A 22,283-nucleotide genomic window follows, 5' to 3' on the forward strand; every position below is an offset into this window, starting at 1 on the left:
CCGCAGACTATTCCGTTCGCCGCCTTTGCCTGACCCTGAAAGTACATGCCAGCGGTTACTACGCCTGGCTGGCTGAACCGAAGTCGGCACGAGCCAAGGAAGACCAACGTCTGCTTGGCCTGATCAAGCACTCGTGGCTAGAGAGCGGTGGCGTCTACGGCTACCGCAAAATCCACGACGACCTGCGTGAGCTTGGAGAAGCATGCGGCAAGCATCGTGTTGCTCGACTGATGCGTCTGGAAGGGCTGCGCTCACAGACAGGGTATCGTCGTCGACCGGGCCGCTATGGCGGTAAGCCTCCAGCGGCCTCACCGAATCATCTGGAGCGTCGGTTCAATGTCACCGAACCCAACAAGGTATGGGTCACGGACATCACCTACATCCGTACTTATGAGGGCTGGTTGTATTTGGCGGTGGTGCTCGATCTGTTCTCGCGGCAGGTAATCGGTTGGTCAATGAAGCCGCAGATGACCAGCGACCTGGCTATTGATGCCTTACTGATGGCCGTTTGGCGCCGCAAGCCAAAGCAGGAGGTGATGATTCACTCCGACCAAGGTAGCCAATTCAGCAGCGGTGACTGGCAGAGCTTCCTGAAAGCCAATAACTTGCTTGGTAGCATGAGTCGGCGTGGTAACTGCCATGACAACGCGGTAGCGGAAAGTTTTTTCCAACTGCTGAAGCGGGAACGGATTAGGCGAAAGATCTACAGCACTAGGCAGGATGCTCGCGCTGACGTGTTCGACTACATCGAGATGTTTTACAACCCAAAACGTCGACACGGTTTCAACAACCAGCTGTCACCGGTAGAGTTTGAAAGGCAACATTTACTGAGCCTGGAAAGTGTCTAGGAAATCCGGGGCGATTCATTATGAGGGCATGAAAGACAGTACCGAGCCTTCTGGATGGGCTACAAGAAAGAAATAGCAACCTGACAGAACTGTAATGTTCGACTCAGGTTGCTGACAGGCCCTCTTAGTTAACGTGACATCGAGCCTAAAGCTCGGCCTCTGCAGTTGCAGGGACCACTTAACTTACGAGGAATACCCAAAATGAAATCGATCAAAGCTCTGCTTGTAGTTACTGCTCTGAGCATCTCCAGCTTGGCAATGGCTGAAGGTGGTGCTGACCGAATCTTCGCGCGCATGGAGCAGGCACGCCAGACGTCTCTGGAGGCCTACCGAGTGGCCCAGCAGCAGAAAGTTGAGGCTCCTGTAGCCAGCAGTCCAACCGAGCAAGCAGAGCACACCAACTGCTGAAGTCATCTACCTTACAGAAATGTAATCACCCGGATGGTTGGGATATGGCAGTTTCATACTGCTCATCGTCGGTAAGGCATTGTGCAATGCACCGACGTGGAAAGTTGAGGGGTAAATCCCCGACATTGAAGCAGCCATGAACCCGAGACCGGGCACACCATCACCGGCTCATTTGACGGATTGGACAAAACGGCATGCAAAGCAAAACCTCAAGGCGCACCTTCGTCAAAGGCCTGGCAGCCACCGGTATTATCGGCGGACTTGGCCTGTGGCGCACGCCGGTCTGGGCGGTGAACAGCCCCGGCCAGCCCAACGTACTGACTGGTAACGAATTCGACCTATTCATCGGTGAAACCCCGGTGAACATCACCGGCGCAGCGCGCACGGCCATGACCATCAACGGCTCGCTCCCTGGGCCGATTCTTCGTTGGCGCGAAGGCGATACCGTCACATTGCGCGTGCGCAACCGCCTCAAGGAGGACACCTCCATCCATTGGCACGGCATCATCCTGCCGGCGAACATGGATGGCGTTCCTGGCCTGAGCTTCCATGGCATCGCCCCTGATGGCATGTATGAGTACAAGTTCAAGGTCAACCAGAACGGCACCTACTGGTATCACAGCCATTCTGGGCTCCAGGAGCAGGTCGGCGTATACGGTGCGCTGGTCATCGATGCCAAGGAGCCCGAGCCCTTCAGTTACGACCGTGATTACGTCGTGTTGCTGAGCGACTGGACGGATGAAAATCCAAAGCGGGTACTGGCCAAGCTCAAGAAACAGTCGGACTACTACAACCAGCACAAACGCACCGTTGGTGACTTCATCGATGACGTAAGCGAGATGGGTTGGTCCGCCGCCGTAGCCGACCGTAAGATGTGGGCCGAGATGAAGATGAGCCCGACGGATCTCGCTGACGTCAGTGGCTACACCTACACCTACCTGATGAATGGCCAGGCACCCAATGGCAACTGGACCGGCATATTCAAACCAGGCGAAAAGATCCGCCTGCGCTTCATCAACGCCTCGGCGATGACCTATTTCGATGTGCGCATCCCGGGCCTGAAGATGACGGTAGTCGCGGCCGATGGTCTGCACGTCAAACCGGTCAGCGTCGACGAGTTCCGTATCGCCGTGGCCGAGACCTACGACGTGATCGTCGAACCAGACAGCGAACAGGCGTATACCGTGTTTGCACAATCCATGGATCGCACTGGCTATGCGCGCGGCACCCTTGCTGTACAGGAGGGGTTGAGTGCACCAGTACCCAGCCCCGACCCGCGTCCGCTGATTGCCATGGGCGACATGGGTATGGATCACGGCAGCATGGGCGGTATGGATCACGGGAACATGGCCGGGATGGATCAGGGCAATATGGCGGGAATGGATCATGGCAGCATGCAGGGTGGCATGGCTGGTATGGATCACAGCCAGATGGCCGGAATGGATCATTCAAACATGGCTGGCATGGCTGGCATGGCTGGCAACATGCAGGCACACCCGGCCTCAGAGACCAACAATCCTTTGGTCGACATGCAGACCATGACGCCGACGCACAAGCTGGACGACCCAGGTATCGGCCTGCGTGATAACGGCCGGCGCGTGCTGACGTACTCTGACCTGCGCAGCACCTTCCCTGATCCGGACGGGCGTGAGCCAAGTCGCACCATCGAGCTGCACCTCACCGGGCATATGGAGAAATTCTCCTGGTCCTTCGATGGAATCAAGTTCTCTGACGCCGAGCCTCTACGCCTCAAGTACGGCGAGCGTGTTCGCATCACGCTGGTCAACGACACCATGATGACTCACCCGATCCATCTTCATGGCATGTGGAGTGATCTGGAGGATGCGAACGGCAATTTCCTGGTGCGTAAACACACCATCGACATGCCGCCAGGTTCCAAGCGCAGCTATCGGGTGACCGCCGATGCGTTGGGGCGTTGGGCCTATCACTGCCACCTGTTGCTCCACATGGAAACGGGCATGTTCCGTGAAGTCCGTGTGGATGAGTAAAGGAGATTTCTGATGAGTACTTTTATGAAGCGTAATGCCCTGTTTGGCAGCGCAGCGATGTTCAGTCTTTTGGCTGTTCTGCACGCGCCTACGTCATTGGCAGGTGAGGGACACAGCGAGCACGAACAACATGCTGCCGAGTCGGCTGCGCCCGACGCCAGTGACAAGCCTGCAGATCAATCGAAAGGCAAGGCCGCTGGCCATCAGATGGATCATGGCGCCATGGATCATGAGGGTATGAACCATGACGATATGGGGCACGAGGAGATGATGGATAAGCATGGCGGCACCGAAGCCGAAGCAGGTTCGAACCATGACCACTAGGTTTTCACGCCCGTCCCTCATAGCGCTGGCCGTGTCGCTGAGTGCACTCAGCGGCGGCGTTACCCAGGCTGCGGAAGAAATGGATCATTCGGCAATGGGGCACGGCTCCATGTCGATGGACCACAGCCAGATGGGCCACGGTTCCGCCAAAGCGCCGATGGAGGGCATGGATCACAGCAAGATGGATCATGGTGCCATGCAGAGCGAATCGGGCAGCATGGACCATAGCCAGATGGGCCACAGCCAGAGCCAAGAGAAGGCCCCAGCCATGGACCACAGCAAGATGGGACACGGCACCATGCAGGGACAGATGGAGGGCATGGATCATTCGAAGATGAACCATGGCTCCGCTGAAGCCCCGAGAACTACCAGTCGTACGCCGATTCCCGTTCTGACGGATGCTGATCGCCAAGCGGCTTTCCCGCCACTGCCTGGCCACAAGGTGCATGACAGCGCCATCAACAGCTTTTTCCTGCTCGATCAGCTCGAATACCAAGACGCAGATGAGGGCAGCACCCTGGCCTGGGATGCGTCGGGTTGGGTAGGCGGTGATATCAACCGGGTCTGGTTCCGCTCCGAAGGCGAGCGTACCAACGGCGTTACCGAGGACGCTGAATTACAGCTGCTGTACGGCCGCTCGATCGGCCCTTGGTGGGATGTCGTCGCGGGCGTTCGCCAGGACTTTAAACCGGAGTCGCCGCAGACTTGGGCTGCCTTCGGTATCCAGGGCATGGCGCTTTACGCCTTTGAGGCCGAAGCCACGGCCTTCGTCGGCGAGAATGGCCAAACTGCTGCCCGACTGGAGGGCGAGTACGACATTCTGCTGACCAACCGGCTGATTCTCCAGCCAACTGCCGAAATGAACTTCTACGGCAAGAACGATCCTGAGCGAGGTGTGGGGTCTGGGTTGGCAAATACCGAGCTCGGCTTGCGTCTGCGTTACGAGATTGTCAGGGAGTTTGCCCCCTATATCGGGGTTTCCTGGAGCCGCTCCTATGGCAACACGGCAGACATGGTGCGCGACGAGGGCGGTGATGTAGACGAGGCGCGTTTTGTCGCCGGTATCCGGATGTGGTTTTGAGAACCTGACATGAAAAGAACAATTAAAACTTTGGTGGCGGCCGGCGTGGTCGGTAGCACAGCTGTCCTGGCCGGCGCCTACTTTGGCGTGGTCAACGTGGGGGCCGACGATCCCCATTTTCCTGCAGTGAATGCGTTTCTCACGATGGCCCGTGACCGCTCTATCGAAGTCCGTTCGCGGGACATCGAGGTTCCCAACCTAGATGATCAAGCTCTTATTCGCGCCGGTGCGGGCAACTACAACTCCATGTGTATCGGCTGTCATTTGGCGCCAGGTGTGGCGGAGACCGAGCTAAGCCAATCGCTTTATCCTGCGCCCCCCAACCTCGCCAAGATCGGTGTCGATGGCAATCCGTCAGCAGCGTTCTGGGTGATCAAGCATGGCATCAAGGCTACGGGTATGCCTGCGTGGGGCAAGAGCATGGGAGACGAGTACATCTGGGGCATGGTTGCCTTCCTCAACCAACTGCCGACGATGGATGCCAAGCAATACCAAACACTCGTCGCATCCAGTGGCGGCCATCAGCACGGTGGTGGGGAAACGCAGATGCATAACCAGGAAGGACAGCACGGCGACAACAAGCCTGGCCATCATGACAATAGTGGCGGTGGCGATGACCATCATGGATCAGGTGATGCTGGAGAGCCTGGTCATCACGATGCCGCGGCTACGGATAGCGAGGGTGGCTCCGCACCTAAGGCAGGTCACCATTCGGATATGAGTGGCGATGACCACCATGCTGGGGATGAGGCGTCGTCCAACGGAGGTGATCATCACGCCGAGCAGGCTCCGAACGCCTCGCCCAAGACCCACACCCACGCCGATGGCAAAGAGCACGTACATGAAAGCTAAATATCTGGCCTTACTGGCCGCTCTCTCCGTCACGTCTGCGGTTCAAGCAGCTGATGCCCTGACGATTGATGTCCATCGTGATGCCAATTGCGGATGTTGCAAGAAGTGGATTTCACACCTCGAAGCGAATGGCTTCAAAGTCGTCGACCATGTTGAAAGCAACATGACAGCAGTGAAGCAAAGACTGGGCGTCGCGCCACGGTTAGCGTCTTGCCACACCGCGGTGATTGACGGCAAGTTCGTCGAAGGTCATGTGCCGGCGGCTCAGGTCATCGAACTCACCAAGCGCGATGATCTGCTGGGCATCGCTGTTCCCGGGATGCCGGCGGGCTCCCCCGGCATGGAAGTCGATGGCGTACAGCATGCCTACCAGGTCATTGGCTTGACCAAGACGGGTTCTGATCAGGTCGTTGCAGAATATCCCGCCCAGTAGTACTGCCTGCCAGCACGGCCGCTTGTGTGTAGTGGCCGACTCATTTTCATACGTCCTTTAACCTAAGTAAAAAAGGCGCCCTAGGGCGCCAAGGGCTGTCTCCAAACCAAAGGAGCACTACGAGGGGACAGCAGGACCAAGGAGCGAGCGGGCAATCAACCCGCTCGCTTGCCAGGGTTAGAGAACTTCCAGCGGGTACTCGACAATCAGGCGGAACTCATCCAAATCCGACTCGAAGTCGGTGGCGCGAGTCGTGGCTTGTCGAATGCGAAAGGACATGTCCTTCAACGACCCAGACTGCACAACGTACTTGGCCTCGATGTCCCGCTCCCAGCGCTTCTGGTTGGTCAACGGATCGCCGTTGTCATCACGGCGCATATAGACTTCGTTGGCGTTGCTGTAGTCGGCATCCCAGCCCTGGGCATATCGAGTCATGAAGCTCAATCCAGGCACACCGAAAGGCTCCATATCCAGGTCATAGCGCACTTGCCATGACTTCTCCTTCGGCGAGTTGAAGTCGCTGTACTGGATGGAGTTGTCGAGGTAGACGGAGTCCGATTGGCGCAAGTAGTCGAAGTCATCATCGCCATTGTTGCGCTGGAGACCCACCAGCACTGTATGAGCGCCGAATTGGATGCCGACCTTGCCGCTCCAGATGTTGTTATCGAAGCTCCCGAGGAGCTGCCTCCCTTCATCGACCGCCTTGTAGAAGTTCAGCCCGCCGATCAAGGCGACATCGTCCGCAAGCGGGTAGCTCAGCGTGGTGCCCGCGTAATATTGATTCCAGGCATCCTTGAGGCGGCTGGTGTAGAGACTAAAGCCGACGTTGTCATTAAGCGTGTAATCACCACCGAAATAGGCGATCCATGGCGAGTCCACTTCGCCCGCGTAGAATGTAGCGAAGCCGTCGCGCATGCTGCTGGTATTGGGTTGGCTCATCGAGTGGAGGCGACCGCCCTGAAGCGACAGTCCTTCCACGCTGCTGTTGACCACGGTGACACCTCGGAAACTCTCCGGTAAAAGCCGTGCATCACCGTATTGGACGACCGGGCTGACGGGAAAGACGTCGCCTACCTTGATCTCGGTATCCATGAACCGAGTTTTCACCGCGCCCCCCAGTTTGGAGTAGTTGTCCTCAGCCTGCCCGAGGCTGTTGTAAGGCATCACGTCGACTGAGCCGCCTGCTCCAGAACGGCCGTCGCCGGTGTCAAGCTTGAGCCCTAGCATGGCAAAGGCATCGACACCAAAGCCTATGGTGCCCTCGGTGAAACCAGACTCGAATCTGCCTATCACGCCATGCGCCCACTCTTCCGAATAGCCATTACCCGAGCTGCTGGACTGGCCTTTACGGAAATCGCGGTTGAAGTAGAGATTTCGATTGAGAATGGTCAGGCTGCTGCCTTCGATAAATCCCTCGCCTTTCTCGCCGGCGGCCATTGCAGCTTGCCCGGTACTGACGCTCAGAGTGAGCAGAGAAAGTCCTAACAGGGTTCTGTTATTCAGGGTATACGGATTTAATGGTTGATGGGGCACCTTCACCCCATCAATCTGATACCACCCTCAGATGGTTGATAGATCGACTCCGTAGTTGAGTTCCTCTGCGAAGTCCGGCAGTCCGTAACCGATGGTTTTCTTGTAGAAAGGAGAGACCTTCGCAGTCGGTGCCTTCTTCTTGTGCTTCGTGGTGTAGAGCATTCGTGCCCGCATCACCTCGAAGGAGTAACCGCGCCCTTCACGGTTCTTGTCCTTGGCCAGTCGGTTGATGGACTACGTGTAAGCGTTGGTGACGGGCATGTCCGTCTCGAAGTAGGTCATGGTCTCTTCGCGCCAGTTTCCCACTGCCCTGACCAGATCGCTCCAGACTTCCTTTTGGCCCTTCGGGATGGTGGCTATCCACTCGTCCAGGGCGGCTTCTGCCTGGAGCCGTGTGGTGGCGTCCCAGATGCCGTAGAAGCGCTCCTTGTGCTCGTAGGCGGCCAGCAGTTGCGGGAACGCGCCTGTCCAGGTCTCCATGATGAGGCGCTCCCGGTCTGAGACTTCGTGAGCGCGTTTCAGTAGGATTTTCCGGTCTCCCTTGAGAGTCCGGCTCTGGGACGGTTTCAGCTCCTTTCTGAGGCCCTTGCGCACTCTCTCTAGGGCATCGTTGGCCATGCGCACCACATGGAACTTATCGACCACGATACGGGCCTGGGGCAGCACAGCCTTGACCGCTGCCCGGTAGGGGTTCCACATGTCCATGCTGACGATCTCGACCTTCTGCCGGTCTTTCAGCTTCATCAGGTAGTTGGTCACCACGTCCTGGCGGCGGGTGGCCAGCAGGTCGAGCAGGGTTCGCTCCTCAATGTTGGTCAGAATGCAGCGGTAGCGCTTGTTCAGGTATAGCTCGTCAATGCCCAGGATGCGGGGCGTCTCGAAGCGGTGCCAGCGCCCCAGGAACTCGGCGCGGGCGTTGAAGATGTCGCGCACCGTCTTCTCGTCCAGGCCGGTCTGTGCCGCCACAAAGGTGTAGGGGTGGTTGAAGGATTCCTTCTCCACGTACTCATGCAGCCGCAGTGTCATACGGAATCCGTCCACCATCTCCGGTAGCTGGGGCCTGAATGTTGTCTTGCAGGCCCGGCAGGTGTATCGGCGGCGGACCACCCAGAGAGTGACCCGCTTGCCGTGGATGGGCAGATCACGATAGGGAACGTCACGCTTGCCGAACCGTACGAACTCACCCTGCACGCCGCATTCCTCGCAGGCGATGGGATCGGGCACGTCCACCTGGAAGTGCATTTCGTCGTCGGTTGATTTGCAGCCCAGTACTTGGTATTGCGGCAGGTGAAGGATGTTGTCGGGAAGTTCGGTCATGGTGTTGTATAGGCGTAGGTGTCAGTCAGATCCATCCGACTCGGCATTGGTGTTTGCTTTTTTACCCAACAAGCTGCTGGAAACGAAAAGTAAGGCACCGAGGACAATTGCAATATCAGCCAGGTTGAAGGCCGGCCAATGCCAGTCTCGCCAATAGAAATCGAAGGAATCCACAACATAGCCGCGAAAGACCCGGTCAATCAGGTTGCCCATGGCGCCACCGAGGATAAGACTGTAAGCGATGGCTTCTCCTTTATGACGATTTTCAAGGATCAGCTTGATCAGAAAAATCGAGACCACTACCGCGATTCCGATAAAAAAGTAGCGCTGCCAGCCTCCACCATTCGCAAAAAGACTGAATGCGGCACCGGTGTTCCATAGGTGCACCCAGTTAAAGAACGGGGTCACCGAAACATACTCGCCATAGGCCATTGATTGCTGCACCAGCCACTTTACAGCCTGATCAGACGCTGCCAGCAGGCCCGATATGGACAATAGGGCATACGGCGAGAGCTTTTTGCCAATAATGAGCATTATTTAACCCTTCAACGCCAAAATGCGTCTGGCACCGTTAAGTACAATGCCCCCCGCGATGGTGCCGATAATCAGATCCGGATAATTGGAACCGGTCCACGCGACCAGGGCGCCGGCGGTGATGACCCCCAGGTTGATCACCACGTCGTTGGCCGAGAATATCCAGCTTGCCTTCATGTGCGCCCCGCCTTCCCGATGTTTGGATATGAGCAGCAGACAACTGATATTGGCAATCAATGCGACGAATGCGATAGCCATCATCACCAGCGATTCAGGCTCACTACCGAATACAAAGCGTCTCACCACCTCTACGAGCACGCCCACAGCCAAGATCAGTTGCAGTACACCAGCAAGATGCGCGGCACGTACCTGCATTTTCACGCTATGTCCAACCGCATAAAGGGCAAGCCCGTACACCGCCGCATCGGCAAAATTGTCCAGGGATTCTCCAATCAGGCCGGTGGACCGGGCGATCAGACCGGCAGTCATTTCCACCACGAACAGAAGTGCATTGATGCCGAGCAACCAGCGCAGGGTCCCGGATTCTTGCTTAGCAGAAGCTGCCGAAAACTCGGCGGCCTTGATGGTCTCCGGATTTGCAGCGACGGTTTCCTGAAGCGAGGCGCCTAGCCCCAAGGTCTTCAGTTTCGAGGTGACGGGCTCGACCTCGCCGTCATGCACGACCTTCAGCCGGCGGTTCGACAAGTCGAAGGACAGCGCCCGAATCTCCTCAAAGCCGTTCAGGGCTAGGCGAATCATTCGTTCTTCTGATGGACAGTCCATCTTCGGCACGGCATAAACACTGACCCATCTCCCTGGCGCCTCGGAGGAGGCCTGTATATCGGTATCCGCTGCGGACGTTGCATCACCGCCACAGGCGCCACCACAGGATTTGCTCATGATACGACTCCACTTGAACAATGTTGTGGTACCATTTAAAACTATAAAGCTACTATAAGGTCAATAGAGTAAAGAATCCGTTGGGGAGGAGGCTGATGCGCATTGGTCAGTTGGCGCAGTTGGTAGGGGTCGAAACACAGACGATCCGCTTCTATGAACAGCAGGGCTTGTTGCCGCCGCCTGATCGGCAGGACAACGGTTACCGTGTCTATACCGAGAAGCATGGTGAGGGGCTGGCCTTCATCCGTCGCTGCAGAATCCTGGGCCTGTCACTGGCTGAGATTCACGAACTACAGAGCTATCAGGACGACCCTCATCAGCCTTGTACCGCCGTCAACACCTTGCTCGATGATCACATCTCTCATGTGCGGTCGCAGATAACCGCTCTGCAAGCGCTTGAGAAACAACTCGTTTCACTGAGAGCGAGTTGCAACGATGACCGGGAAGTTGAGGCGTGTGGGGTTCTTGCTGGAATTAGCGAAGGAAACATGCACCAGCAGTAGGTGAAGCATCAACCAGATAATCCGATGAGATGCCGGTCTGTCTCACTCTCATGCAAAGGTAAGATCAACCATTTAATTCGCTTACCCGTTATTCATAAATGCTCCTGATGTTATTGGCAGTTGTCATTGTGTGGTCGCATATATGTGCCAAGCGCGCCGGGCATAGCCAGGCACGCCTCAGTCATATTTCCACATGCCAAATAACGTCAGGGTGACTTGGAAATTACATTTCAGTCAGCGCGATGTCATTTATCTACTTTTGATTACGGCAACCTGTCCCGGCTGCCCGGTATTCAAGAATATTCAGATCGCCATTGGAGTCCTCGTAGGTCATCTGGGCCGGCATCACACCGCAGCTAGAGTCCGTCGGGGTAGTGGCCACGACCCTGGCGATATCGAGTTTCATGCCGTAGCGGTAGGGGCCATGCCGAGATAACGGGAAAATTCACTCACATCCATCCTAACTGATTGATTTATCAGAACATTTCCATGACGGGAATTTTTATGGAATCATAACGAGATCACGGAAAATTAAGACATTCAAACCATAAATGTTTGATTTCTAGGCTTTGTGTTGCTCTCACATGCTTGCGCATGTTCGCCCACCTTCAATTAGTCTCAAATGTGGGCTCGATGGCAGCTGTAAACTTTCCTCCCCTCGGAGGTGATGATCATGCGGCACGTTGCAATGCAGCCAACGGAAACGACTTCAGACGTTACCTGTGACGCTTGTTGCCAAAGCACAAGTATTGAAACCGCTCTGCAATCACTCGAACGACAACTCGTTTCACTGCGGGCTAATTGCAACGATGGGCGGGAAGTTGAGGCTTGCGGCATTCTCGCCGGAATTAGCGAGGACGCATGCATTAAATGAACGGCGTTGGGGCTTGCGGGCCTGGTTACCCGGCCAACGCGCATGCCCTCGAAATGGTTGTTTGTCCCTGTGGTTTTTGCCCCTTCGTAGTGATGGCTGTCTCCGTGCGGTATCACTTTGAGTCAGGCCTGCCGAGGAAACGTGAGTTCAAACGTGGTCCGACCGTCTTTGCTGGCGACGGCCACGTGGCCTTTGTGGAGGTTCATCACTGAGCGGACAATCGCTAGCCCCAATCCTGCCCCGCGAGGTTGTATGCCGTTAACGCGGTAAAAGCGGTCGAACAGATGTGGGAGATGATCCGATTCGATAGTCGCGCCATGATTGGTGACAGCCAGCGAGACGATGTCTACGTCCTCCTCAAGGATCTTAAGTTCGACCGTACTGCCAGTATTTGAATGCCGCAGCGCGTTGGATAGCAGGTTGGAAATGGCCCGCTGGACCATAAGTCGATTTCCCAAAATCATGGCATCGCCCGTTACTGTCGTAGCGACTCCCGCTTCTTCGGCAAGGACTTCGAAGTATTCACATACGCGCCTCGCCTCGCTTCCTAAAGATAATTGTTCGAGCTTCAGTGCTGGGCTGGCGTGGCTGGCCTGGGCGAGAAACAGCATGTCTGACACGATTCGATCCATGCGTTCGAGTTCTTCAACCGACGACTCGATCACCTCCCGATAATGCTCCTTGCTTCGCTCACGCACCAAAGTCACCTGCGCCTTGCCTATCAGGTTGTTCAGCGGAGTTTTTAACTCATGAGCCACATCGTCCGAGAATTGTGACAGTTGCTGAACGCCGTCATCGAGTCGATGAAGCATTACGTTGAGGCTGTGCGCCAATGCCTGGAGCTCTTGCGGAAGCCGATCGTTGCGGATTCGAGGTGATAGATCCTGTGTAGATACCTTAGTCGCCAAGGCCCGGAACTTGCGAAGCGGCCGCAAGCCATTTTGGGCGATTAGCCATCCAGCCAATCCGATCAATATCAGTAGCATCGGCACGGTCACTAAGGCCGAGCGCAGGAATGCAGCCACCAGCCGTTGATCGGCACTGCGATCTTGCGAAAGTAAAAGCGTCATTGAAGCCAGTCCCGGGACTTGGATTTGCTTGCGCCCGGTTAGCATCTGCACGCCATCTTTCGTTGTCCAGCCAAGATAGTCGCCGTCCCTGCTCACGAGATCCAGCTGCTGCGGCGCATTGGCGAATCGGCCGATACTGAAAATGGGTGATTTCGCTGTATCGCCGATGACCGTAATCGAAAGGTTGTCATGGCCGAGTACGGTATCGCTCAATGCGTGTTGCCAGGAGCGGCCCATACGGGCTTTGGTGTCTTCGAGGAGTCCATGATCGATCTGAGAGAGCTTGGCCGTCACTTCCTCCTGGGCGCGCAGTTCCAGTTGGCGCACCAGTACCCAGTAGCTCAGTGCAATCAGCAGCGCGACCAAAGCGGCGCCGGTCAGTGTGATTTGAAGCGCGAGACGCGATGCGAGGCTGAGTGGCTTCAAGGCCGCGCCTCCAGCACGTAGCCCACACCCCGGATGGTGTGTATCAGGCGATCGCCGAAGGGTTCGTCCACTTTCATCCGCAGGCGACGAATCGCAACATCCACCACATTGGTATCGCAGTCGAAATTGATGTCCCACACCATGGCAGTTATTTCCGTACGCGTGAGGACTTCGCCAGTCCGGCGCATGAGCAGATGCAATAACGCAAATTCTTTGCTGGTGAGGTCGATACGCTGACCGCTCCGGTAAGCCCTATGCCGGGCCGGGTCCAGTTCGAGGTCGGCTACACGCAGGTTGCTCGGAAGTGTGACTGCCTCGCCTCGCCGCAACAGTGTCCGGATACGAGCGAGCAGCTCAGGGAACTGAAACGGCTTGACCAGATAGTCATCAGCACCCAGCTCAAAACCGCGGACTTTTTGCTCTAGGCGGGCGTTGGCTGTCAGCATGATGACGCGTGTCTGTTTACGCCGCCTAATAAGTTCGAGCACCTCCCACCCATCCATGTTTGGCAGATTCACATCCAGTAGCACGATGTCATAGTCGTTCTGCAGTGCTAGGTGAAATCCATCGAGCCCATCACTTACGCAATCGACGATGTACCCACATTCGATAAGACCCTGCTGCAGGTATTCCGCAGCTTTGATTTCGTCTTCTACAACCAGGATGCGCATGTTTTCAGGTAACTCGGCAAGGGGGTGCGTGGTAAGCGGAACCAAAAATAATACATGTAGTAACTATAAGGTCAAGACGAAAGAGGCTTGGCTCTAGCGTGAAAGGCAGAGGCGAAATGATCTGCACAGGGAAGCGGGAAGCACTTTAACGCGGTAAAAGTCCTGCGGGGCCTGTCTTGCAAATTTGTAATCTACCGGTCATTTGGTTGACCCGCAGCCCAAGGAGGTGCACTTAAACAAAAAAAGGCGCCCTACGGGCGCCTGAAACACATCTTCAAACCAAGGGAGCACAAAAAGAAGATGTGGTGTTGCTCGTAGTGCTTCACAGGATCGAGAGCGGGTACTCGGCGATGAATCGAACCTCATTGAGGTCGGACTCGAAAGCAGTCGCCCGTGTTGTAGCCTGGCGCACCCGCAGAGAGAGGTCCTTGAACGAGCCTGTCTGTACAACGTAGCGTGCTTCGACGTCGCGTTCCCAGCGCTTCTGTCCGGTCAGAGGCGCGCCGTTATCGTCTTGGCGCATGTATACCTCATTTGCGTTGCTGTAATCGGCGCCCCAGCCGCGGGCGTAGCGAGTCATGAACGTAAGCCCAGGTATGCCGTAACCCGCCATGTTTAGGTCATAACGCAGCATCCAGGACTGCTCTTTAGGTGAGTTGAAATCACTGTACTGGATGGAGTTGTTCAGGTAGATCGAGTCAGCCTGGCGCAAGTAGTCAAAGTCGTTGTTACCGTTGTTTCGCTGATACGACGCCGTGACGGTGTGCGCGCCGAAGGCGACACCCAGGCTTGAGCTCCAGATGTTGTTGTCGAACTCGCCCAGTAATTCGCGGCCTTCGTCGGTTGCCTTGTAGTAGTTGAAACTGCCCAGCAACGCGACGACATCGGAAAGCGGATAGGTGGCCGATAGACCGAAGTAATGTTGGTTCCAGGCATCCTTGAGGCGGCTGGTATACAGGCTAAAACTGAGATTTTCGTTTACGCTATAGTCACCGCCTGCGTAGCCGAGCCAAGGGGCGTCGACGGCACCGCCATAAAACGTGACGAAGTCATCGTTCGTGTTGCTGGTATTGGGCTGGCTCATCGCGTGCAGGCGGCCGCCCTGGAGGGTGAGGTCGTCCAGCGAGTTGTTCACAACGGTGACACCCTTGAAAGACTCCGGCAGCAGCCGTGCGTCACCAAAGTGCACGACGGGAGTAGCGGGAAATACATCGCCTGCCTTGATCTCGGTGTCCAGCAAGCGTGCTTTCACCGCGCCCCCCACCCGTGTGAAGTCATCCTCAGGATCGCCGGCGCTGTCGTGGGGAAGCAGGTCGATGCTGCCGCCCGCACCGGAGCGCCCCGAACCGGAGTCGAGTTTGAGTCCGAGCATGGCGAAGGCGTCGACGCCAATCCCTACCGAGCCTTGGGTATATCCGGACTCGAAGAAGGCCATCAATCCGTGGGCCCATTCCTCGGAGTAGCCATTGCCGGTGGCACTCTCACCGTCGCGAAAATCTCGATTGAAATAATAGTTGCGATTTATCAGCGATAGCGTGCTGCCTTCGATGAAGCCGTCCGCTGTTTCCGATTGGGCTAAGACCGGGGCGCTGCCCAATGCCAGTGAAAGGGCTGTCAGTGAAAAAACGGCCTTTTTGCTCATGATGATGCTCCTTGTGTACGGCAGATCAGTGCTTGAATGACGCCTTTCGCCTTTTTGTTTTTTAGCGCTTGGCCATGTTCTCCCCCCCCGGATGACAGCAGGATTAGCGGTAAATGACTATTTTGTAATCTGAGGAATGGCATCGCTCACTCTCTCGATTACATATTTGTAATGTTTCGGTCACTCGATCGTTATCCACTCTTCTATAAAGTCACCACCCCATAGCGTCAGCTATCTTGCCGGCTTGGCAAGGCTGATAAAAAACGCTTATGTGTATTTGTTTAAACCTAAGGCGAATCACTATCGGAGTAGAGGCGCATGTGTTTAGCGTCTTGGCGGGGGTAGTTCTTATGATGGGATTCGACATCTAAACCAGGAAGTCATCGTTTTGTCTTGGATGAGAAAAATAGTTTTGCTGATGTTGCTAGCCTTGTTTCCATTGCAATCATCATGGGCAGTTGTAAGCACGAGTTGCAGTCATGAATATGGTTCGGCATCAAACCATCTTGGACATCATGAACATGCGCATGAATCTCTAGGTACGGACGAGGATGGATCGTCAAAAGCCGCAAAAAAAATCAGTCTGGATAGAGATTGTGTTTTCCATGGTGACCATATCAAGCCGCTTATAACGAAAGGGATCTGTACTGGTTCGGTATTATCAATGAGCTTGAAACCGTTTCTTTCTGCTAGCTACGCATCGGCTGAAGCGGGGCGTCCTGAGAAACCTAATTGGCGCATCAGTACAAAACCGGTGGGACGCCAAAGTAACCAGTAAGCGCCATTTATCTGTATCTTACGTCTCACAGAACCTTCCCTTTTTTAGGAGATTTCGGTGCGAAAAGTTCTTCTACCGCTGGGGTTGGCGACATTGTCGTGCAACCTTGCCTTTGCGAAGCCTTTAGAGTTGCCGACCTTCACACAGACCTTACCTGTCGGTGTGTCAAATACATTCCCCGTTGAGTCTGTCGATTCCATAAGCTTTCTACGCGCCTTGGAACTCGCTAGCTCTGCAAGCCCTGAACTGGCTGTTGCAAGACGTGAGCTGGCTGCTTCTCGCGCATTAATTAGCCAAGCCGGAGCACGTCCGAATCCAATATTGTCCGCTAGCCAGGAGGGAATCCGGGGCGATGCTCCGGAGACGACGCTTGAGCTGAGCCAAGAAATAGAGCTGGGCGGTAAACGTTCGGCTCGTATTGAGGCAGCGCAACGCGCCATGGACGTAGCGGCCGCTGACCTACAGGACGCTCAAGCTCGACTGAGGGGGGCAGTGATGGGCGCATATTACGATGTGCTTACTGCTCAAGAACGGCTGGAACTCGCCCAGGCTGCTTCAGATCTTGCGAAGCGAGCAGTGAACGTGGCCAATCGACGTGTGAGGGCCGGCATGGTCTCTCCCGTAGAGGAAACCCGGGCGCAGGTTGCGGCTACTGGCGTGCAAGTAGAGCTTGCCCAGGCCACAGCTGAACTCGAAGCTGCGCGCACTCGGCTGGCGGCCAACTGGGGAAATCCACAGCCACGCTTTGAGCGAGTAGAAGAGCCGGCAGAGGCAGTGCCTCCTCTTCCAGAGCTAGCTGAGCTTTACAGCCGTTTGAACGATTCCGCTCAACTAACCCGCGCGCGTCGGGAGGCTGAAAGACGTCGGGCTGCGCTGGAGCTGGAAAGGGCGAATCGCTTTTCTAACGTGACGGTTAGCGTAGGTGCCCAACGCTCAGATGAATATAACGGCACGCTGGGACTGGTGAGTATCTCGATGCCCTTGCCGTTGTTTGATCGAAACCAAGGCAACATCGGAGCAGCGCAGGAACGGGCCTACCAGGCCCAGGACGAGCTCAACGCCGTTCACATACGCCTGAAAAGCGAGCTTTCCCAAGCACACATGCGCCTGCGCACTGCTCGCCAGCAGTTTGAACTGTTGCGCAACGATATGCTCCCCAGTGCCCAAAGCGCTTATGAAGCTGCCAGCAAGGGGTTCGAACTTGGAAAATTCACGTTCCTTGACGTACTGGATGCTCAACGCACGCTTTTCCAAGCCCGCTCTCAGTTTCTGTCTGCGCTCTCGCAAGCTAATCAGGCGGCGGCAGAAATCTCGCGAATTGTCGGCGATGGGTCGGCCGTTATCACCTCGGCCACTCAGCCATAAGGAATCCATATGACAAGTAAATCGAACACATCTTCCTTGGCTGTTCACAAAAAACAGATTTTTTGGATCGTCGTCATATTAGGCGTGGCACTGGTGCTTGGTGGATTACTTCTTAGCAGTAGTCCTGCCGTGCCCAATGCGAGCGACGCGCATGGCGAGCATGGTGGCGCTTCGGAGCATGAAGATGAAGGGCATTCGGATGAGAATACCGAAGCCGAAGGAGGTCATGGCCATGATGAAGAAGGCGCCGATAGCGATCACGAGGTCGGTGCGGCAGAGAAAGATGAGCATGACGATGGCCCTGAGGGAGCGGCGCACGCTGAAGCAGCAGAGGTTGAACTCTCTGAGACCCAAATCCTAGCCGCGGGCATCTCGCTAGCAACCGCTCAGCCTGCGCAGATAAAAAGCGCAATCGAGCTGCCTGGCGAAATTACATTCAACCAAGACCGCACAGCGCAAGTTGTGCCTCGTCTCTCAGGTGTCGTTGAAGCGGTCAAAGTCGATTTGGGCGAACAGGTGAAACAGGGGCAAGTGCTTGCTGTGATCGCGAGTACCGACCTGTCGGAACGTAGAAGCGAGTTCTACGCGGCACAAAAACGTCTTGCATTGGCTCAGAAAACCTATCGACGCGAAAAGGAGCTGTGGGAAGAGCGTATTTCTGCAGAACAGGATTATTTACAGGCACAACAGGCTCTACGGGAAGCAGAGCTGACGGTTGCGAATGCAAAAGCACAGCTACAAGCGCTTGGTAGTGATGCTGGCAAGCCAGACGCATTGAGCCGCTACGAACTCAGGGCGCCGTTCGATGGGATGATCGTTGAGAAGGACATCACGCTCGGTGAGTCAGTCAATACCGACGACCAGATATTCATCATTTCCGATCTCTCTACCGTTTGGGCAGATATCAGCGTTCCTGCCAATGCACTCAGCGCGGTACGAGTCGGCAGCAACGCGGTTATCGAAGCCACAGCATTCGAGTCCAGTGCCAATGGCACCGTTTCTTATGTCGGCTCACTTGTTGGTCAGCAAAGCCGCGCCGCTACCGCCCGGGTCACGCTTCCGAACCCGGAAGGTGTTTGGCGTCCCGGCCTGTTCGTCAAAGTGCGGGTAGGCTCTGGCGGAGTGTCCGTGCCGGTTGCAGTCAAGCCCGATGCGATCCACACGTTGGAAGATAATCCGGTGGTGTTTGTACGGACCGACCATGGCTTTGCTGCTCAGCCAATCGTGACTGGTCGCGGCGATAGTGAAGCGGTTGAAATCAAGGAAGGTCTTCAGGCCGGAGTGCGCTATGCCTTGGCCAACAGTTTCATCATTAAGTCCGAGCTTGGCAAAGCCAGCGCCTCGCATGCTCACTGATACGGAGTTATAGACTGTGTTCGAACGTATCATTCGCTTTTCTATAGAGCATCGCTGGCTGGTTTTGCTAGCCGTGCTTGGCATGGCAGCGTTAGGAGCTTACAGCTACCAAAAGCTGCCTATCGATGCTGTCCCGGATATCACCAACGTACAGGTGCAAATCAACACTGCGGCGCCAGGTTATTCCCCGCTGGAAGTGGAGCAGCGTATTACCTACCCGCTCGAGACGGTAATGGCTGGGCTGCCCAAGCTCGAGCAGACACGATCCTTGTCTCGATATGGACTTTCTCAGATCACAGTTATTTTTGAGGAAGGCACTGACATCTATTTTGCCCGCCAACTTGTGAACGAGCGCCTGGGAGGGGCCAAAGATCAGCTCCCAGATGGCGTCACTCCAACACTTGGCCCTATTTCCACTGGGCTTGGCGAAATCTATTTTTGGACGGTTGAAGCTGAGGAAGGTGCCACCAAATCGGACGGTACGCCGTATACCCCTGCTGACTTGCGTGAGATTCAAGATTGGATCATCAAACCGCAAGTCCGAAATGTACCTGGTGTTACTGAGATCAATACGATCGGAGGATATGCAAAGGAATATCAGATCGCCCCCAACCCAGACACTTTGCGGTCGTTTGGACTAACACTACAAGATTTGATCGAGGCGGTTGAGCAAAACAATAACAATCTAGGTGCCGGATATATTGAAAAGCGCGGCGAGCAGTATCTTGTTCGAGCTCCAGGACAAATGCAGTCTGTGGAGGACATCCGCGATACCCTTATTAGCAACGTTGACGGTACCCCAGTGCGTATCCGCGACGTTGCGACGGTCGAGGTTGGAAAGGAGCTCCGCACTGGCGCAGCCACCGAGAATGGCCGCGAAGTGGTTCTAGGTACGGCTTTCATGCTTATCGGTGAAAATAGCCGGGTAGTTTCTAGGGCTGTCGATGACAAGATGAAAGAGATAAACCTTTCGCTTCCAGAGGGCGTAAAGGCGATTACTGTCTACGATCGAACTGTACTCGTAGACAAAGCTATATCCACCGTTAAGAAGAACCTCACTGAGGGTGCCATTCTTGTTGTGGTTATACTTTTTCTCTTCTTGGGCAATATCCGTGCGGCGATCCTAACCGCACTTGTTATACCGCTGGCGATGCTCTTTACGTTCACCGGCATGGTAGCCAACGAGGTCAGCGCCAACCTGATGAGCTTAGGCGCATTGGATTTCGGCATCATTATCGATGGTGCCGTGGTGATTGTTGAGAACTGCGTGCGTCGACTTGCTCACGCTCAGTCCCATCACGGGCGGGCATTAACGCTGTCCGAACGGCTTCATGAAGTGTTCGCTGCGGCAAAGGAAGTGCGTCGGCCTCTACTCTATGGGCAGCTGATCATTATGATCGTATATCTGCCGATATTCGCCCTTACAGGGGTAGAAGGTAAGATGTTCACGCCCATGGCGTTTACCGTAGTGACAGCGCTATTCGGGGCGATGATTCTCTCGGTGACGTTCGTCCCGGCAGCCGTTGCGCTCTTTATCGGCAAGCGTGTTACAGAGAAGGAAAACTTTCTAATCCGCAATGCTAAACGGGCCTACGCACCTGCATTCGATGCGGTGATGTCCAACAAGCCAGTAGTGCTCACCTTTGCCGTTGTTGCAGTTGTACTTTCCGGCCTCGTAGGGGCACGTATGGGCAGTGAATTCGTGCCTAGCCTCAACGAGGGGGACTTCGCTATCCAAGCCCTTCGTGTACCGGCTACCAGCCTTAGTCAGTCTGTCGAGATGCAGCAGCAGCTGGAGCGAAAGCTCATGGATGAGTTTCCGGAGATCGAGCGGATTTTTGCGCGCACAGGCACTGCGGAGGTGGCATCCGATGCCATGCCTCCAAACATCTCTGACGGGTACGTCATGCTGAAGCCACAAGAGCAGTGGCCGGATCCAGGCAAGTCGCGCGACGAACTCTTAAGCGAGGTCCAAGCATCCGCCGCTGAGTTACCGGGCAATAACTACGAGTTTTCCCAGCCTATTCAGCTGCGTTTCAACGAGTTGATTTCCGGTGTTCGTGCCGCTGTAGCCGTGAAAATCTATGGTGATGACATGGAGGTTCTTAACAGCACGGCGGCGGAAGTGTCCGAGGTGCTAGGACAAGTACCAGGCGCCTCCGAGGTTACGGTCGAGCAAACGACTGGCCTTCCTATGCTCACGATTGATATCGATCGCGATCAAATCGCACGATACGGCCTGAGTTTAGATACCGTCCAGCAAGCGGTTGCAGTAGCCATCGGGGGCCGAGAGGCAGGCACCTTGTTTCAAGGAGACCGGCGTTTCGATATCGTAGTTCGTTTACCGGACGAGATACGAAGCGATCTCGCCGCAATTGAGAGGCTCCCAATTGCCCTTCCAAGGGAATTAAACAGCGCCATAAGTTATATCCCCCTCGGCGAGGTGGCCACCCTGGATTTGGCCCCCGGTCCGAATCAGATCAGTAGAGAGGAAGGGAAACGGCGAATTGTTGTCAGTGCAAACGTCCGTGGTCGGGACATTGGATCATTCGTATCCGAGGCAGAACAGAAAATCCAGGCTCAGGTAGATATCCCGGCAGGTTATTGGATCGATTGGGGCGGTACCTTTGAGCAGCTTGAATCGGCAACGAAGCGGCTGCAGATTGTCGTCCCCGTGGCGCTGCTCCTGGTCTTCATTCTGCTTTTCATGATGTTCAACAATGTCAAAGACGGCTTGTTGGTCTTTACCGGGATTCCATTTGCGCTCACGGGAGGCATTGTTGCGCTGTGGCTCAGAGATATCCCATTGTCCATTTCAGCAGGTGTTGGCTTTATTGCTCTGTCAGGCGTCGCAGTTCTAAATGGCCTGGTAATGATCTCCTTCATCCGTAGCCTACGGGAGCAAGGTTTGCCTCTGGACACCGCGATCCGCGAGGGCGCTCTTACCCGGCTACGCCCGGTATTGATGACGGCCCTAGTGGCTTCACTCGGGTTCGTTCCAATGGCCTTGAATGTGGGTACCGGTGCAGAGGTGCAGCGCCCCCTTGCGACGGTGGTAATCGGGGGGATTCTCTCCTCAACGGCGCTAACGCTATTAGTTTTGCCGTTGCTCTACCAGATGGCTCATCGGCGCGAAGACGAATTGGAGGAGCAAGAAATCGCGCTAGCCGCCGACAGAACGAGCTAGATATCGGATGGCGGTACACAACGCCCCGTTCTTGCTAGCAAGCAAGAACGGGGCGTGTTGATTATCGGAGCGCTAAGTTCATTAGCGGCGCAGCGGGCAGTACAGCCTTGGTGGCGCAGGTCTGATGCATCTAAGCGGTAAATAAGAAACTTGCTCGCGCTAAGTGCTATGG

General features: G+C 55.5%; 17 protein-coding genes and 3 pseudogenes. 12 read left to right on the forward strand and 8 right to left on the reverse strand.

Translation table 11 applies throughout. The features are described from left to right. From C1949_RS18230 to C1949_RS18260, 7 genes are all read left to right on the forward strand, one after another. Positions 1 to 848, forward strand: an 848-nt coding sequence (locus tag C1949_RS18230) for an IS3 family transposase (RefSeq protein WP_104739837.1), incomplete at its 5' end; no start/stop codon positions are given. Between the two features lie 201 nt (positions 849 to 1,049). Then, positions 1,050 to 1,256 (forward strand): co-regulatory protein PtrA N-terminal domain-containing protein, encoded by a 207-nt coding sequence (locus C1949_RS18235; RefSeq protein WP_088278008.1) that lies wholly within the window; start codon positions 1,050 to 1,052, stop codon positions 1,254 to 1,256. Between the two features lie 194 nt (positions 1,257 to 1,450). Beyond that, positions 1,451 to 3,265: a copper resistance system multicopper oxidase gene (locus C1949_RS18240; RefSeq protein WP_104739838.1), complete on the forward strand. Its 1,815-nt coding sequence runs from the start codon at positions 1,451 to 1,453 to the stop codon at positions 3,263 to 3,265. 12 nt (positions 3,266 to 3,277) lie between these two features. Further along, positions 3,278 to 3,589 (forward strand): hypothetical protein, encoded by a 312-nt coding sequence (locus C1949_RS18245; protein WP_088278004.1) that lies wholly within the window; start codon positions 3,278 to 3,280, stop codon positions 3,587 to 3,589. Beyond that, a complete protein-coding gene (locus C1949_RS18250; protein WP_088278002.1) occupies positions 3,579 to 4,670 on the forward strand; it encodes a copper resistance protein B in 1,092 nt (363 codons plus the stop codon). Before C1949_RS18245 ends, C1949_RS18250 begins: the two co-directional genes overlap by 11 nt. A 9-nt stretch (positions 4,671 to 4,679) precedes the next feature. Further along, positions 4,680 to 5,522 carry a c-type cytochrome gene (locus C1949_RS18255; RefSeq protein WP_104739839.1) on the forward strand — a complete coding sequence of 281 codons (843 nt, stop codon included), beginning with the start codon at positions 4,680 to 4,682 and terminating at the stop codon, positions 5,520 to 5,522. Next, positions 5,512 to 5,955, forward strand: coding sequence for a DUF411 domain-containing protein (locus C1949_RS18260; protein ID WP_003246746.1), 444 nt, complete (start codon positions 5,512 to 5,514; stop codon positions 5,953 to 5,955). The genes C1949_RS18255 and C1949_RS18260 overlap by 11 nt, the downstream gene beginning before the upstream one ends. 177 nt (positions 5,956 to 6,132) lie before the next feature. Here C1949_RS18260 and C1949_RS18265 read toward each other — a convergent pair whose 3' ends face one another. From C1949_RS18265 to C1949_RS18285, 4 genes and pseudogenes are all read right to left on the reverse strand, one after another. Further along, positions 6,133 to 7,458, reverse strand: coding sequence for an OprD family porin (locus C1949_RS18265; protein ID WP_104739843.1), 1,326 nt, complete (start codon positions 7,456 to 7,458; stop codon positions 6,133 to 6,135). 57 nt (positions 7,459 to 7,515) lie between these two features. Then, positions 7,516 to 8,805, reverse strand: a pseudogene (locus tag C1949_RS18275) (ISL3-like element ISPpu12 family transposase). A 21-nt stretch (positions 8,806 to 8,826) separates the two neighbouring features. Further along, positions 8,827 to 9,339 (reverse strand): signal peptidase II, encoded by a 513-nt coding sequence (gene lspA, locus C1949_RS18280; RefSeq protein ID WP_003821921.1) that lies wholly within the window; start codon positions 9,337 to 9,339, stop codon positions 8,827 to 8,829. A 3-nt stretch (positions 9,340 to 9,342) separates the two neighbouring features. After that, entirely contained in the window at positions 9,343 to 10,239 is an 897-nt protein-coding gene (locus C1949_RS18285; RefSeq protein ID WP_104739840.1) for a cation efflux transmembrane domain-containing protein, read from the reverse strand. 95 nt (positions 10,240 to 10,334) lie between these two features. Here C1949_RS18285 and cadR point away from each other — a divergent pair, with 95 nt between their 5' ends. Further along, positions 10,335 to 10,742 carry a Cd(II)/Pb(II)-responsive transcriptional regulator gene (gene cadR, locus C1949_RS18290; RefSeq protein WP_007148576.1) on the forward strand — a complete coding sequence of 136 codons (408 nt, stop codon included), beginning with the start codon at positions 10,335 to 10,337 and terminating at the stop codon, positions 10,740 to 10,742. Positions 10,743 to 10,995: 253 nt separating this feature from the next. Here the strand turns inward: cadR and C1949_RS18295 are convergent. Further along, positions 10,996 to 11,160: pseudogene (locus tag C1949_RS18295) on the reverse strand (DUF2790 domain-containing protein); the annotation flags it as partial. A gap of 336 nt (positions 11,161 to 11,496) precedes the next feature. Here C1949_RS18295 and C1949_RS18300 point away from each other — a divergent pair. Next, a pseudogene (locus C1949_RS18300) lies at positions 11,497 to 11,616 on the forward strand (Cd(II)/Pb(II)-responsive transcriptional regulator); the annotation flags it as partial. A gap of 122 nt (positions 11,617 to 11,738) precedes the next feature. Here the strand turns inward: C1949_RS18300 and C1949_RS18305 are convergent. From C1949_RS18305 to C1949_RS18315, 3 genes are all read right to left on the reverse strand, one after another. Next, positions 11,739 to 13,112, reverse strand: coding sequence for a heavy metal sensor histidine kinase (locus tag C1949_RS18305; RefSeq protein ID WP_096006499.1), 1,374 nt, complete (start codon positions 13,110 to 13,112; stop codon positions 11,739 to 11,741). Then, a complete protein-coding gene (locus tag C1949_RS18310; RefSeq protein ID WP_096006500.1) occupies positions 13,109 to 13,783 on the reverse strand; it encodes a heavy metal response regulator transcription factor in 675 nt (224 codons plus the stop codon). Before C1949_RS18310 ends, C1949_RS18305 begins: the two co-directional genes overlap by 4 nt. A gap of 322 nt (positions 13,784 to 14,105) precedes the next feature. Then, a complete protein-coding gene (locus C1949_RS18315) occupies positions 14,106 to 15,425 on the reverse strand; it encodes an OprD family porin (protein ID WP_104739841.1) in 1,320 nt (439 codons plus the stop codon). An 835-nt stretch (positions 15,426 to 16,260) separates the two neighbouring features. On the opposite strand from C1949_RS18315, the gene C1949_RS18320 reads away from it, so the two are divergent. Genes C1949_RS18320 through C1949_RS18330 form a run of 3 tightly spaced genes read left to right on the forward strand, consistent with a single transcriptional unit; the run spans position 16,261 to position 22,111 of the window. Then, positions 16,261 to 17,568 carry a TolC family protein gene (locus C1949_RS18320; protein ID WP_096006501.1) on the forward strand — a complete coding sequence of 436 codons (1,308 nt, stop codon included), beginning with the start codon at positions 16,261 to 16,263 and terminating at the stop codon, positions 17,566 to 17,568. A gap of 9 nt (positions 17,569 to 17,577) precedes the next feature. Next, the gene (locus tag C1949_RS18325) at positions 17,578 to 18,924 is read left to right on the forward strand and encodes an efflux RND transporter periplasmic adaptor subunit (RefSeq protein ID WP_021210272.1); all 1,347 of its coding nucleotides are present in this window, start codon (positions 17,578 to 17,580) and stop codon (positions 18,922 to 18,924) included. Positions 18,925 to 18,940: 16 nt separating this feature from the next. Further along, positions 18,941 to 22,111, forward strand: a complete 3,171-nt coding sequence (locus C1949_RS18330; protein ID WP_104739842.1) for an efflux RND transporter permease subunit — start codon at positions 18,941 to 18,943, stop codon at positions 22,109 to 22,111. The last annotated feature ends 172 nt before the right edge of the window (positions 22,112 to 22,283 follow it).

Source organism: Halopseudomonas oceani (genome assembly GCF_002903165.1).
In the GTDB taxonomy this organism is placed as follows: Bacteria; Pseudomonadota; Gammaproteobacteria; order Pseudomonadales; family Pseudomonadaceae; genus Halopseudomonas; species Halopseudomonas oceani.